Source organism: Burkholderia territorii (genome assembly GCF_001718335.1).
GTDB classification, from domain to species: Bacteria; Pseudomonadota; Gammaproteobacteria; order Burkholderiales; family Burkholderiaceae; genus Burkholderia; species Burkholderia territorii.
Window position 1 is genome coordinate 2,911,292 of record NZ_CP013366.1, and the last position, 13,953, is coordinate 2,925,244.

Genomic DNA, 13,953 nt, shown 5'->3' on the forward strand with positions numbered 1-13,953 from the left:
GCGCGCGCGGCCCGCGTGGTCCGGTTACTCCGCGGGCTTGCGCACCTTCGCAAGCGCCTGCGCGACGCCGACGTATTCGGCCACGCTCACATCCTCCGCACGTCGCGCGAGGTCGAAGCCGAGCCCGTCGAAATCGATCGACTCGCGATAGTCGCCGAGCGTGTTGCGCAGCATCTTCCGACGTTGCGAGAACGCCGCGGTGACCACTTCGCCGAGCAGCACGGGATCCACGTCCGGCAGTTCGTGCGGCTCGTACGGAATCATCCGGACGATCGCCGAATCGACCTTCGGCGGCGGCTGGAACGACTCCGGCGGCACGTCGAGCATCTTGTCCATCACGAAGCGGTACTGCAGCATCACCGACAGCCGCGAGAACGCCTTCGTGCCCGGCTCGGCGACCATCCGTTCGACGACCTCGTTCTGCAGCATGAAATGCTGGTCGATGACCACGTGGGCGAACGTCATCAGATGAAACAGCAGCGGGCTGGAAATGTTGTACGGCAGGTTGCCGACGATGCGCAGCGACGGCTTGTCGCCAGGTGCCGCGAGCGAGCCGAAGTCGAACGCGAGCGCGTCGCCCGCGTGCAACTCCAGCAGTGCGCCGAAGCGCTGCTGCAGGCGCCCGATCAGGTCGCGGTCGAGCTCGACCGCATGCAGCGGCGACTCGGGCGTTGCGAGACGCGCGATCAGCGGCTCGGTCAGCGCGCCGAGGCCGGGGCCGATCTCGACCATGCGCTGGCCGCGCGCGGGGCCGATCGTCGCAACGATCGAGTCGATCACGCCGTGATCGACGAGGAAGTTCTGCCCGAAGCGCTTGCGCGCGAAGTGGCCTTGGTGCTGTCTGCTGTTCGACATCGACTGAGAAAAACGAAAAATACGACGAATGAGGTCAGGCCCGGGCCCGTGCGCGTCAGGCCGCGCGGCGATGGCGCGCCATCGTAACGGCCGTGTCGAGCGCGGCGACCATGCTGCCCGGATCTGCGCGGCCCGTGCCGGCGAGATCGAGCGCGGTGCCGTGATCGACCGACGTGCGAATGATCGGCAGCCCGAGCGTGACGTTGATGCCCTCGCCGAAGGTCGCATACTTCAGCACGGGCAAGCCCTGATCGTGGAACATCGCGAGCACGCAATCCGCATTCTCGAGATAGCGCGGCTGGAACAGCGTGTCGGCCGGATACGGGCCGCGCGCGTCGATGCGCTGCGCTTGCGCGCGCGCGAGCGCCGGCGCGATCACGTCGATCTCCTCGCGCCCGAGATAGCCGTTCTCGCCCGCGTGCGGGTTGAGCCCGGTCACGAGGATGCGTGGCGATGCGAGGCCGAAGTCGCGCCGCAGGTCGCGATCGACGATCGCCAGCGTCTCGACGAGCCCGTCGATCGTCAGGGCGGCCGACACGTCCTTCAGCGGCAAGTGCGTGGTCGCGAGCGCCACGCGCAGCGGCCGCACGCCCGTGCCCGCCAGCATCATCACGACGCGCGGTGTGTGCGTGCGTTCCGCAAGGTATTCGGTATGGCCGGTAAACGGCACGCCGGCATCGTTGATCGTGCTCTTCTGCAGCGGCGCGGTGACGATCGCGTCGAAGCGGCCCGCCATCGCGCCGTCGATCGCGGCATCGAGCAGCGCGAGCACGTAGCGGCCGTTGGCCGCGTCGAGCGTGCCGGCCCGCGCGGGCACGGCAAGCGGATGATGCTCGACCGACACCGGCCCGCCGCCGGCGAGCACCGCTCGGTCGGCACCGACGGCCGCCGCGCGCGCGTCGAGCAGCGCGGCGTCGCCGAGCACGGTGAAATGCGCGCCCGGCCAGCGCCGCGCGGCATCCTGCAACGCCTGCACGGTCAGCTCCGGGCCGACACCCGCGGGTTCGCCGGTCGTGATCGCGATCTGCAGCGCGGATGCCGTCATGTGAAGCTCGCTCAGTTCGCCGGGCCGACGCCGCCGATCTTGTACTGCACGTACGACGAATCGCGCAGTTCGCGCAGCCAGTCGGCGTACGCCTGCTCGGCCTTGCGCTGGCCGATCGCCTGGCGCGCGATATCCATCTGCTGTTGCACCGAGCCTTCCGCCTCGCGGCGCTCCATCACCTGAATCAGGTGGTAGCCGTACTCGGTACGAATCGGCTGGCTGATCTGGCCGTCCTGCAGGTTGTTCATCGCGCGCTCGAATTCGGGCACGGTCTCGCCCGGGCTGATCCAGCCGAGATCGCCGCCCTGCGACGCCGAACCGTCCTGCGAGTAGGTGCGCGCGAATTTCGCGAAATCGCCGCCCGCCTCGACCTGGCGGCGGATGTCCTGCAGCTGCTGGCGCGCCTGGCCTTCCGACTTGCCTTCGCCGACACGCAACAGGATGTGGCGCACGTGCGTCTGGACGATCTTCGGTGCCGCGGCGGTCGCGCCCTGGCTCTGGCGGCGGTCGACGAGACGCACGATCTCGAAGCCGTCCGGCACGCGGATCAGCGTCGGGTTGACCTGCCCCGGGCGCAGCTTCGATGCAGCCTCGACGACGTCGGCCGGCAACGCGGACGGTGCCTTGAAGCCGAGATCGCCGCCCTTCTTCGCGTCGTTCGCTTCCGAGTTGCTCTTCGCGAGCTTCTCGAAGTCGGCGCCCGACGTGGCCTGCTGCAGCAGCGCTTCGGCCTTCTTCTGCGCGGCTTCGATCTCGGCCTGCGGCGCGTTGGTCGGTGCCTTGATGAAGATGTGCTGGAAGCGCAGGTCCTGCTGCTGCGACGCGTTCGGCCCGCGCTGGCTCGCGATGTAGTTCGCGACCTCGGCGTCCGACACGGTGATCTTGCCGTCCACCTCGCGCTCGCGCAGCTTCGACAGCATCAGCTCGGTACGCGCGTCGCTCGTGAACACGCTCCAGGGCACGCCTTGCGCGACGATCCGCGCGCGGTACTGGTCGAGCGTCATCCCGTTCGCCTGCGCGAGGCGCTGCAGCGTGGACTGCACGGTCGCGTCGTCGATGCGGATCCCGTCGTCCTTGGCCTTCTGCACCTGGATGCGTTCGAGCACCATCTGGTTCAGCACCTGCGCGCGCAACTGATCGGCCGGCGGCACGGGTGCGTTCTGCTGCTGCAGCCGGCGCGCGATCAGGCCGACGCGCTGGTCGAGTTCGCGGCCCGTGATCACGTCGTTGTTGACGACCGCGACGACTTCGTCGGCGAGCTGCGCACCTTGCGACCCGAGCGCCTGCGCCGAGGCCGGCGCGGCGGCGAGCAGCGCGGCGGCGGCGGCAAGGCTGGACACGACTGCCGCGAAACGAAGGGTTTTCTTCATTGCCACTGGAACTCCATTGAAATCGTGCTGACCGGTGCAGACAAGCCGGCGTTACTCGTAGTTGCTGAAGCGGGACATCGGCGGCGGCGAGGACGGCAGCGGCGTGTAGCCCGGCACCCCGGCGCGGAATGCGGCCACGAGGCCGTTGTCGATCGTCGACAAGCCCTTGAGCGTCAGCTGCATCATGAATCGCGTCGACGAGTTCTGCTGTCCCGACGAGTTGATGCCGTTCGCAAATCGCTGCACGCCGACCCCGAGCGCCCAGCAATCCGCGTCGTATTGTAAGCCGAGCAGACCGTCGACCACGCGATCGCCCGCGAGGTCGTAATTGAAACGGCCGATCGCGTACAGGCGACGCGTGAGCGGCCACTGCGCGGATACCAGGAACTGGTTGATCGGCTGGCCGTCGAGCGTGGTGTTCGCGCGCGTGTAGCGATAGCCGACGTTGATCACCTTGCGCTCGCCCGGGCTGAACCCGAAACCGACGCTCGACTTCACGAGCTGGTTGTTGTTCTGGTTGTACTGGAACGCCGTCTCCGACATGAAGCCGGAGCCCAGTTTCAGCGCCGCGCCGACGATCAGGTCCGAGTGGCGGGCCTGCACGGCCGATTGCCCCGAGTTCAGCGTCACGCGCTGATCGGCGAAATAATACTGCTGCGCGACCACGAAGCGCGCGCGCTCGTCGCCCGTGCGCGGGTCGATGAAGCGCGACGTCAGCCCGGCCGTGATCCGGTTCGCGTCGGCGATCCGGTCGTTGCCGACGAACGTGTTCGGCTGGTAGATCTCCGCGAGGCCGAAGTCCGATTCCGCGGTGTCGAACAGCGGTGCGTTCGACTGGTCGCGATACGGCGTGTACACGTAGTACAGGCGCGGCTCGAGGGTCTGGATGAAGTCCTGGCCGAACAGGCGCACCGAGCGGTCGAAGATCAGGCCCGAGTCGAAGCTCACGGTCGGGATCGACTCGGTGAAGCGCTTCGGGTTGTTCGGCGTGCTCGACGACAGATGGTTCAGGTCGTACGAAGCGAAGTGATACTGCACCTTCGGCACGACGAAATAGCCGGGGCCGTACACGCCGTACGCGATATACGGATTGAAGGCGATCCGGTCGCCTTCGGTCGAATCGGCGGTCGTGATGCGGAAGCGCGAATAGTCGGCTTCGGCGCCGAAGTCGAAGCCCCCGACGTTGTACTTCGTGTACTTCACGTTCAACTGCGGCTCGCGGCTGTACGGCGCGATCGACGGCGGCAGCGTCTGCCAGTGCTGATAGCGCGCGAGCACCGACCACGGGCCGTTGTTGTACGTGAGGCCGGCTTCCTGCTGGTACAGCGTCTGCGTCCCGTTGACGAACTGGTTCATCGACCCAAGGTCTTCGGGATACGTATTGTCCGAGACCTTGTTGTAGTAGACGTAGCCGCCGAAACCGCCGCCGAAGTTCTGCTGGTGCTGCCAGTAGATCGCGTAGCGGTTGCGGTGCGCGAGCCGGTCGTCCGGCAGGTAATTGGCCGTAAACGTGCCCGAATACGACGGCGACAGGTAGCGGAACGTCGCTTCCGTCTGCACGCCGCGCCGCGAAATGATGTGCGGCGTGATCGTCAGGTCGCGGTTGGGCGCGATGTTGAAGTAGTACGGCAGCGACAGCTCGAACCCGTTGCTCGAGTTCATCGAGAACGTCGGCGGCAGCAAGCCGCTACGGCGCTCGCCCGACAGCGGGAACGTCATCCACGGGCTCGCGAAGATCGGCACGCCCTGGAAGAACAGCACGCCGTTGCGCGCGGTGCCTTCGTCGGCGCCCGTGTCGAAGTCGAAGCGGCTGCCCTTGATGTACCACGCCGGGTCCGTCGCGCACTGGCACGCCGTGTAGGTGCCGTTGACGAACACCGAGCGCTCGCTGTCGAGCAGGTCGACGCGCTCCGCGCTGCCGGACCCGCCCGTCACGTTGAAGTGGTACTTCGGCGCCGTCATGAAGCCCTGGTTCGCCTCGACCTTCAGATGCGCCTCAGGGCCCGCGAACGACGTGCCGCCGTTGACCACCTTGACCTGGCCGTACGCGTCGGCCATGTCGGTATCCTGATCGTAGTGGATCGCGTCGGCCTTCACGACCGCATCGCCGCGACGCAGCTCGGCCGAACCCTTCGCGGCCAGGTCCTGATCGGCCGTGCCGCTCGTATGGTCGGCGATCACGAAGGTGGCCGGCTTCGCGCCGTCCTTCAGCGGATGATTCTCGAGTTGCGGGGCGAGACGCAGGTCCCACGGCGAGTCGAGCGGCTGCGGCTGCGCGGCTGCGCCCGACAGCTGCGCGTGCGACACGGCCGGCACGAGGCCGGGCACGGCCAGGAGCGCGAGCGCGAGCCGCCGTTTGCGCGGCGCCCCGTCACCGGGGAAGACATTCGGGAATAGCGGTTTGGGCGGCATCTATCGTTTGGCGAATCGCCCCTTGTCAACCGCACCGGCACGGCACATTCGCGCGCGGCGAGCCGCGCCGTCGCACCGCGACTGCGGCTGAGCGCAAACCGGGGAGGCGATCGGGCGGACGGCGCGACAGGCGGCGGGCCTGCACGGCGCAAGCTGACGCGGGGCGCGTCAAAAAAGTCGTGGGGTATTATATGGCAAGACGTTCCCCCCTCCGCCGAGTTTCATGACACCCCCATCCGCCGCATCCCAGCCCGACGCCCGCCTCGACGCACTGACCGCGTGGCTGCGCCCGCTCGCCGAGCGCTTCGCCCTCGACCTGTCGACCCTCGCGCCCGCGTCGTCGGACGCCAGTTTCCGCCGCTATTTCCGGGTCGCGTCGGCCACGCGCCCCGGCGGCTCGCTGATCGCGGTCGACGCGCCGCCCCCCGAGAAATGTCGCGAATTCGTTCAGGTCGCGCAGTTGCTCGCCGCGGCCGGCGATCACGTGCCCGACGTGCTGGCCCACGATTTCGACGCGGGCTTCATGCTCGTGACCGACCTCGGCCGCACATCGTACATCTCGGTGCTCGATCCGGCCGATCCGGTTGCGGCGCGCCCGTTGATGCGCGACGCGCTCGACGCGCTGATCCGCTTCCAGCTGAGCTCGAAACCCGACGTGCTGCCGCCGTTCGACGAGGCATTCCTGCGCCGCGAGATGGAGCTGCTGCCCGAATGGTTCGTCGGCCGGCACCTGGGCAAGCCCGTCACCGACGCGATGCGCGGCACGCTCGAACGCACCTTCGCGCTGCTGGTCGCGAGCGCCCATGCGCAGCCGCAGGGCTTCATGCTGCGCGACTTCATGCCGCGCAACCTGATGGTCTGCGAGCCGAACCCCGGCGTGCTCGACTTCCAGGACGCCGTGTACGGGCCGCTCACATACGACGTCGTGTCGCTGCTGCGCGACGCGTTCATCAGCTGGGACGAGGAGTTCGAGCTCGACTGCTTCGCGTACTACTGGGAAAAGGCGAAGAAGGCCGGCCTGCCGGTCGATCCGGACTTCGGCGAGTTCTACCGCCAGCTCGAGTGGATGGGACTGCAGCGCCACATCAAGATCCTCGGCCTGTTCGCGCGCATCAACTACCGCGACGGCAAGCCGCATTACCTGAACGACCTGCCGCGCTTCCTCGCCTATGCGCGCAAGGTCGCGCTGCGCTACCGCCCGCTCGTGCCGTTCGCGAAGCTGCTCGACGAGCTCGAGGGCAAAGGCGCGGCCGACGTCGGCTATACGTTCTGACCGCCCTCACATTCAGCCGAACATGAGCACTACCCTGACCACGGCGATGATCTTCGCCGCCGGGCGCGGCGAACGGATGCGCCCGTTGACCGACACCCGCCCGAAGCCGCTGCTCGAAGCCGGCGGCAAGCCGCTGATCGTCTGGCAGATCGAGGCACTCGCGCGCGCGGGCATCGAAACGATCGTGATCAACCACGCATGGCTCGGCGAGCAGCTCGAGGCGACCCTCGGCGACGGCTCGCGCTGGGGCGTGCGGCTCGCGTACTCGGCCGAAGGCGACGCGCTGGAAACCGCCGGCGGCATCGCGAAGGCGCTGCCGCTGCTCGAGCGCGACGGCCGTCCGACGGTGTTCGCGGCGGTCGCGGGCGACGTGTACTGCGCATTCGACTACCGGACGCTCGCCGCCCGGGCCGCGCGGATGGCCGCGCTCGACGCGCCGGGGATGCATCTCGTGATGGTGCCGAACCCGCCGTTCCATCCGGACGGCGATTTCGTGCTTTGCGACGACGGCCGGCTCGCGCTCGCCGGCGCCCCGCGCGTCACGTTCGGCAGCATCGGCGTGTACGACACGCGGATGTTCCGCGACATCGTGCCGGGCACCCACCGTCCGCTCACGCCGTACTTCAAGGCGACCATCGAGGCCGGCCGCGCGAGCGGCGAGTTGTACGAAGGCATCTGGGAAAACGTCGGCACGCCGGCGCAGCTCGGCGAGCTCGACGCGCGGCTGCGCGCCGCAGCACGCTGATCCTTTCGCGGCTGGCTGCCGGGCCATCCGGCGACGCGGCGGCTGCCAAAGGCCGGAAAGGGCGATGATTGCCCGGTCGATCGGCGTCAGGCGACCATCGAAATAGTGTGGCGGTCGCGACGCGCGATCATCCGGTCGTGACGGCCCAACGCCGCCCGATCGCGAATCGCCGGCGAAACGGCCGTTCCCGCGCCGCGCCGCACGGCATCGACGCACGCATTCACGCGGCCTCGGCCGCCTCCCCGCCCGCCGCCGCGCGCTGCTGCTGCAGCGCCCACATCTGCGCATACAGCCCGTCCGCGCGCACGAGTTCATCATGCGTGCCGCGCTCGACGATGCGCCCGTGATCCATCACGAGAATCTGCTGCGCATGCACGACCGTCGACAGACGATGCGCGATCACGAGCGTCGTGCGGTGCCGCGCGATCTGGTCGAGTTCGTGCTGGATCGCGCGCTCCGAGCGCGAATCGAGCGCCGACGTCGCCTCGTCGAACAGCAGCACCGGCGGATCCTTCAACAGCGTGCGCGCGATCGCGACGCGCTGCTTTTCGCCGCCCGACAGTTTCAGCCCGCGCTCGCCGACCGGCGTGTCATAGCCCTTCGGCAAGCTCTCGATGAAGTCGTGGATGTGCGCGGCGCGCGCGGCCGCGATCACTTCGTCGCGGGTCGCGGTGGGCCGGCCGTAGGCGATGTTGTAGTAGATCGAATCGTTGAACAGCACGGTGTCCTGCGGCACGATCCCGATCGATGCGCGCAGCGAGTCCTGCGTGACGTCGCGAATGTCCTGGCCGTCGATCCGGATTGCGCCGCCCGTCTGCCGGTCCAGATCGTAGAAGCGGAACAGCAGGCGCGACAGCGTCGACTTGCCCGACCCGCTGTGACCGACCACGGCGGTCGTCGTGCCCGCGTCGATCGTGAAGGTCACGTCGTGCAGGATCTGCCGCGACGCTTCGTACGCGAAGTTCACGTGCTCGAAGCGAACCTGCGCGCCGGCGACCGCGAGCGGCCGCGCGTCGGGCGCGTCCGCGACTTCCTTCGCAGCCGACAGCAGCCCGAACATCCGGTCCATGTCGGTCAGGCTCTGCTTCAGCTCGCGATACACGACGCCGAGAAAGTTCAGCGGGATGTACAGCTGCAGCATGAATGTGTTGATCAGCACGAGATCGCCGAGCGTCAGCTTGCCGGCCAGCACGCCCTGCGTCGCGCGCCACAGGATGAACACGAGCCCGGTGCCGATGATCGCCTGCTGGCCGAAGTTCAGCAGCGACAGCGAATTCTGCGAGCGGATCGCCGCCTTGCGGTAGCGCTTCAGGTTCTCGTCGTAGCGCTGCGCCTCCCACTCCTCGTTGCCGAAGTACTTCACCGTCTCGTAGTTGATCAGCGAATCGATCGCCCGCGAGTTCGCGCGCGAATCCAGTTCGTTCATCGTGCGGCGAAAGTGCGTGCGCCAGTTGGTGACCTTCACGGTAAACACGATGTACGTGACGAGCGCCGCGAACGTCACATACGCGTAGTACGCGTCGTACTTCACGACGAAGAAGCCGAGCACGAGGCCGACCTCGACGAGCGTCGGCAGGATGCTGTACAGCGAATAGGAAATCAGTTGCTGAATGCCGCGCGTGCCGCGCTCGATGTCGCGCGACATGCCGCCCGTCTGGCGCTCGAGATGGTAGCGCAGCGACAGCCCGTGCAGATGCCGGAACACCTGCAGCGCGAGCTGGCGCACCGCGCTCTCGGTGACCTTCGAGAACAGGATTTCGCGCAGCTCGGTAAAGAGCGACGTCGACAGCCGTACGAGCGCATACGCGACGACGAGCAGGCCGACGCCGCCCGCGAGCACGATGCCGGCCGATTGCTCCGCGCGCCCGAGCGCGGTGAGTTGCTGCACGGCCGACAAGTGATCGACGATGCGCTTCATCACGACCGGCACGCCGAGGTTCGCGACCTTCGCGCCGATCAGGCAGCCGAGCGCGAGCGCGACGCGCCATTTGTAGGTGGTCAGGTACGGCAGCAGCGACCGGATGGTCTGCCAGTCGTTGCGAGGCCCGGTCGGAGCCGGCGCGGGCTCGCCGGAAGCGGAATATCGGCGCATGGGGGAAGGATCGGCGGCGGTGCGGCACGCGTTGCTGCGACGGCCGGCTCGCCCGCTTTCTCGTACAATTTGCGAACGTTGTATTGTCGCAGAAGCCGCTACGCGCCGCTGCCGGCGCCCTCGCCGGCCGGGCTGCGCGTGGCGGCGCACTTATTACAGGATGAAAGCCTCCGCCATGACCGATTCGACCCTCGAACTTCCGCAAAAACAGCCCGCGCTGCGCGTCGTCCCGCAACCGCACGACGCGAACGTCCACGGCGACGTGTTCGGCGGCTGGATCATGTCGCAGGTCGACATCGCCGGCTCGATCCCTGCGAGCCAGCGCGCGAACGGCCGCGTCGCGACGGTCGCGGTCAATTCGTTCGTGTTCAAGCAGCCGGTGTTCGTCGGCGATCTGCTGAGCTTCTACGCCACCATCATGCGCACCGGCAACACGTCGATCACGGTCGACGTCGAGGTGTACGCGCAGCGCATGCGCCTGATGGGCGAAGTCGTGAAGGTCACCGAAGCAACGCTCACCTACGTCGCGACCGGCCCCGACCGCAAGCCGCGGCAACTGCCGCCGCTCTGATCCACGCCGCGGCGCCGCGCGCGGCCCGTCAGTGGGTGGCCGTCAACCCGAATTCGCGCATCGCGGGCACGAAGTCGTGATTGAGCGTCGGCTTGCGCGACAGCTTCATCAGCACGTAGCGCTGGAACGGCGCGAGCCGCTGCCACTGCGCGAGCGCGGGCGCCGGCAGCCCGGCCAGCGCGCTCTGCTGCACGAGCGCGTCGGGCACCGAGTCGGTCACGCGCCAGCTCGGCTGCTCGTCCGGCTGGAACCACGACGGTTCGAGATCGGCGTGCGTGCGCAGCATTTCGAACAGCGCGTGATCGAAATTGGGCTCGATCGCGGTGTCGTCGTCGGCCGGAAAGCGCGCGAGCAGCTTGCGGTCCTCGAGCGGCAGCAACTGCCATTGCTCCAGGGAAATGCGCAGACCGAAACGGTCGAGATTGAAACGCACGATCATCGGGATGTACGTCAGGTTTTCCGACGAATCGTGTTCGAAATCGAATAGCAGCGGAGCGTCGCTGAGTCCCATGGTCGTTACCTGAGTGGCGGATGCCGGCGCGGCCGGCCTGCCTGAGGTATTTTAGAACCTCTGCGCGCAAGCGGCGCACGCGATCGTCGCCGCACATGCATCGAATCAACGGGAGTGCTCGTGAATCCGACTGAAACAGAAGAACCGCGCGGCGCGATCGAGCTGTCCGTGCGCCGCACGCGCGGCGGCGCCGTCGAAACCGCGCACGACTACGTCGGCCAGGAATGGCCGGTCGCGCTGGTCTTCAACGGCATCTCGCACGCGGTGATGATGTGCACGCCGCGCGACCTCGAGGCGTTCGCGGTCGGCTTCGCGATCTCGGAAGGGATCGTCGAGCGCGGCAGCGACATCAAGGACATCGAGGTGATCCTGCACGCCGACGCGCCGCTGCCGCACGCGGAAGTGCATCTGGAGGTCGTCCAGCAGGCGTTCGCCGCGCTGAAGGACCGCCGCCGCGCGCTCGCGGGCCGGACCGGCTGCGGCGTGTGCGGCATCGAGAGCATCGACCTGCTCGATCTCGCGCCCGAGCGCGTGCCCGACACCGGTTTCCTCGCGCGCCTCGCGCCCGATGCGCTCGCGCGCGCGGCCCATGCGCTGCCGGTGCACCAGGCGCTCACGCGTCTCACCGGCGGCCTGCACGCGGCCGCATGGTGCGACGCAACGGGCGCGATCCGGATGGCGTTCGAGGATGTCGGCCGCCACAACGCGCTCGACAAGCTGATCGGCTCGCTCGTGCTCGCGCGTGCGGACGCAACCGACGGCTTCGTGTTCCTGTCGAGCCGCGCGAGCTACGAGCTGGTGCGCAAGTCGGCGCGGGTCGGCATCCCGATGGTCGCGACGATCTCCGCGCCGTCGTCGCTCGCGATCGAGATCGCGAAGGCGGCCGGCCTGCGGCTGGTCAGTTTCTGCCGCGAAACCGGCCACGTCGATTACGGCACGGCCTGAGCCGGCCGTCCGATCGCGGCGTCAGTCGAACTGACGGAAATCCGGCTTGCGCTTCTCGAAGAACGCGGTCATCGCCTCGCGTGCTTCCGGCGCACGCAGCATCGCGGAGAAGTGGCCGGCCTCCTCCTTCATCCGCTCGGCAACGCCCACCCCGCCCGTCTCCTTCAACAGCGCCTTCGTGACGCGCAGCGACGACGCCGGCAGCGCCGCGAGTTTCGCGGCCTGCTTCGCCGCGAATGCGTCGAGCTCGGCGGCCGGCAGCACCCGGTTGACGATGCCGATGCGGTGCGCTTCCAGCGCGTCGAACGCTTCGCCGAGCAGCAGCTTCTCGGCGGCGACCTGATGGCCGGCCAGACGCGGCAGCAGCACGCTCGATGCGGCTTCCGGGCACAGCCCGAGCTGCGCGAACGGCAGCGAGAACGCGGCGGTGTCGGCCGCATAGACGAGATCGCAGTGCAGCAGCATCGTCACGCCGACGCCGACGGCGATGCCCGGCACCGCGGCGACGATCGGCTTGGCCGCGCCGCTGATGCGTGCGAGAAACTGGAATACCGACGCGTTCTCGTCCTTCGGCGGCGACTTCAGGAAATCCTCGAGATCGTTGCCCGCGCTGAAGTTGCCGTCGCTGCCGCGCAGCAGGATCACGCGGACCGCCTTGTCCTCCTGCGCGTCGGCGAGCGCATCGGCCATCGTCTGGTACATCGCCGCCGTCAGCGCGTTCTTCTTCGCCGGGCGGGCGATCGTGATCGTCATCACGCCGTCGGCGCGCTCCACTTGAATTTCGGCCACAACCGTCTCCTTTGACTTTCTTCTTCCGGAATGAAAAACGGTGCGCAAGCTCGTGGCTCGCGCACCGTGATCGCTACTGTCGCGCTCCGCTTACAGGCGTTCGATGATGCCCGCCGCACCCATGCCGGTGCCGACGCACATCGTGACCATCCCGTACTTCAGGTTGCGCCGGCGCAGGCCGTGCACGACGGTCGCCGCGCGGATCGCGCCGGTCGCGCCGAGCGGGTGGCCAAGCGCGATCGCGCCGCCGACCGGGTTGACCTTCGACGGGTCGAGGCCGAGATCGCGGATCACCGCCAGCGACTGCGCGGCGAATGCCTCGTTCAGCTCGATCCAGTCGAGATCGTCCTGCTTCAGGCCGGCGGCCTTCAGCGCGGCCGGGATCGCTTCCTTCGGGCCGATGCCCATGATTTCCGGCGGCACGCCGCGCACCGCGAAACTCACGAAGCGCGCGAGCGGCGTCAGGTTGAATTCCTTGAGCACCTTCTCCGACACGACCAGCAGCGCGCCCGCGCCGTCCGACGTCTGCGAGCTGTTGCCGGCCGTCACCGAGCCCTTGTTCGCGAACACCGTGCGCAGCTTCGCGAGGCCTTCGAGCGACGTATCCGCGCGCGGACCTTCGTCCAGCTTGATCTCGCGCGTCTTCACGTCGACTTCGCCGGTCGAGAGGTTCGGGAAACGCTCGGTGATCGTGTACGCGGCGATTTCGTCGCCGAACTCGCCGGCCTGCTGCGCGGCGAGCGCCTTGCGGTGCGACTCGACCGAGAATGCATCCTGGTCTTCGCGGCTCACCTTCCACTGCTCGGCGACGCGCTCGGCCGTCAGGCCCATCCCGTAGGCAATGCCGAAATCCTCGCTGCGATCGAAGATGTGCGGCGACATCGACGGCTTGTTGCCCATCATCGGCACCATGCTCATCGATTCGCAGCCGCCCGCGAGCAGCGCGTCCGATTCGCCGACACGGATGCGGTCCGCCGCCATCGCCAGCGCCGTGATGCCCGACGCGCAGAAGCGGTTGACCGTCACGCCGCCGACCGTCTGCGGCAGGCCCGCGAGCAGCGCGCCCATGCGCGCGACGTTCAGGCCCTGCTCGGCTTCGGGAATCGCGCAGCCGATGATCGCGTCCTCGATCACCTTCGTGTCGAGGCCGGGCACCTGCGCGACCGCCGACTTGATCGCGTGAACCAGCAGTTCGTCCGGGCGCGTGTTCTTGAAGACACCGCGCGGAGCCTTGCCGATCGGCGTGCGGCTGGCGGCGACGATGTATGCGTCTTGCAATTGTTTGCTCATTTCAAACTCCTGTCGGACGAAGCGCAGCCTTCGAAGCGCGCTCCGGTCCCGTGCA

At 68.0% G+C, this 13,953-nt stretch carries 12 protein-coding genes; 4 read left to right on the forward strand and 8 right to left on the reverse strand.

What is annotated here, in order from left to right:
* Positions 1 to 24: 24 nt before the first annotated feature.
* The 4 genes from rsmA to WS51_RS23945 are packed head-to-tail and all read right to left on the reverse strand — an operon-like array spanning position 25 to position 5,682.
* Positions 25 to 855: a 16S rRNA (adenine(1518)-N(6)/adenine(1519)-N(6))-dimethyltransferase RsmA gene (rsmA, locus tag WS51_RS23930; protein WP_069229855.1), complete on the reverse strand. Its 831-nt coding sequence runs from the start codon at positions 853 to 855 to the stop codon at positions 25 to 27.
* Between the two features lie 55 nt (positions 856 to 910).
* The gene (gene pdxA, locus WS51_RS23935) at positions 911 to 1,900 is read right to left on the reverse strand and encodes a 4-hydroxythreonine-4-phosphate dehydrogenase PdxA (RefSeq protein ID WP_059948706.1); all 990 of its coding nucleotides are present in this window, start codon (positions 1,898 to 1,900) and stop codon (positions 911 to 913) included.
* 11 nt (positions 1,901 to 1,911) lie between these two features.
* A complete protein-coding gene (locus tag WS51_RS23940; protein WP_059447851.1) occupies positions 1,912 to 3,270 on the reverse strand; it encodes a peptidylprolyl isomerase in 1,359 nt (452 codons plus the stop codon).
* Between the two features lie 51 nt (positions 3,271 to 3,321).
* Positions 3,322 to 5,682 carry an LPS-assembly protein LptD gene (locus WS51_RS23945; protein ID WP_069229856.1) on the reverse strand — a complete coding sequence of 787 codons (2,361 nt, stop codon included), beginning with the start codon at positions 5,680 to 5,682 and terminating at the stop codon, positions 3,322 to 3,324.
* Positions 5,683 to 5,905: 223 nt separating this feature from the next.
* Between WS51_RS23945 and WS51_RS23950 the strand changes: the two genes are divergently transcribed.
* Together WS51_RS23950 and murU are read left to right on the forward strand one after the other, a co-directional pair.
* Positions 5,906 to 6,955: an aminoglycoside phosphotransferase family protein gene (locus tag WS51_RS23950; protein ID WP_059447853.1), complete on the forward strand. Its 1,050-nt coding sequence runs from the start codon at positions 5,906 to 5,908 to the stop codon at positions 6,953 to 6,955.
* A 22-nt stretch (positions 6,956 to 6,977) separates the two neighbouring features.
* Positions 6,978 to 7,700, forward strand: coding sequence for an N-acetylmuramate alpha-1-phosphate uridylyltransferase MurU (murU, locus tag WS51_RS23955; RefSeq protein WP_059506833.1), 723 nt, complete (start codon positions 6,978 to 6,980; stop codon positions 7,698 to 7,700).
* A gap of 220 nt (positions 7,701 to 7,920) precedes the next feature.
* Here murU and WS51_RS23960 read toward each other — a convergent pair whose 3' ends face one another.
* A complete protein-coding gene (locus tag WS51_RS23960) occupies positions 7,921 to 9,792 on the reverse strand; it encodes an ABCB family ABC transporter ATP-binding protein/permease (protein WP_069229857.1) in 1,872 nt (623 codons plus the stop codon).
* Between the two features lie 175 nt (positions 9,793 to 9,967).
* On the opposite strand from WS51_RS23960, the gene WS51_RS23965 reads away from it, so the two are divergent.
* Complete coding sequence (locus WS51_RS23965; RefSeq protein ID WP_006485741.1) at positions 9,968 to 10,363, forward strand: acyl-CoA thioesterase; 396 nt, start codon at positions 9,968 to 9,970, stop codon at positions 10,361 to 10,363.
* 28 nt (positions 10,364 to 10,391) lie between these two features.
* On the opposite strand, the gene WS51_RS23970 is transcribed toward WS51_RS23965, so the two are convergent.
* The gene (locus WS51_RS23970; RefSeq protein ID WP_059447856.1) at positions 10,392 to 10,874 is read right to left on the reverse strand and encodes a nitrate reductase associated protein; all 483 of its coding nucleotides are present in this window, start codon (positions 10,872 to 10,874) and stop codon (positions 10,392 to 10,394) included.
* A 114-nt stretch (positions 10,875 to 10,988) separates the two neighbouring features.
* Between WS51_RS23970 and fdhD the strand changes: the two genes are divergently transcribed.
* Positions 10,989 to 11,819 (forward strand): formate dehydrogenase accessory sulfurtransferase FdhD, encoded by an 831-nt coding sequence (gene fdhD, locus WS51_RS23975; protein WP_167358003.1) that lies wholly within the window; start codon positions 10,989 to 10,991, stop codon positions 11,817 to 11,819.
* Positions 11,820 to 11,840: 21 nt separating this feature from the next.
* On the opposite strand, the gene WS51_RS23980 is transcribed toward fdhD, so the two are convergent.
* Both WS51_RS23980 and WS51_RS23985 read right to left on the reverse strand, forming a co-directional pair.
* Positions 11,841 to 12,608 (reverse strand): enoyl-CoA hydratase, encoded by a 768-nt coding sequence (locus tag WS51_RS23980; protein WP_059447857.1) that lies wholly within the window; start codon positions 12,606 to 12,608, stop codon positions 11,841 to 11,843.
* A gap of 90 nt (positions 12,609 to 12,698) precedes the next feature.
* On the reverse strand, positions 12,699 to 13,898 hold the full coding sequence (locus WS51_RS23985; RefSeq protein WP_069229858.1) for an acetyl-CoA C-acyltransferase: 1,200 nt from the start codon (positions 13,896 to 13,898) through the stop codon (positions 12,699 to 12,701).
* Between the last annotated feature and the right edge of the window lie 55 nt (positions 13,899 to 13,953).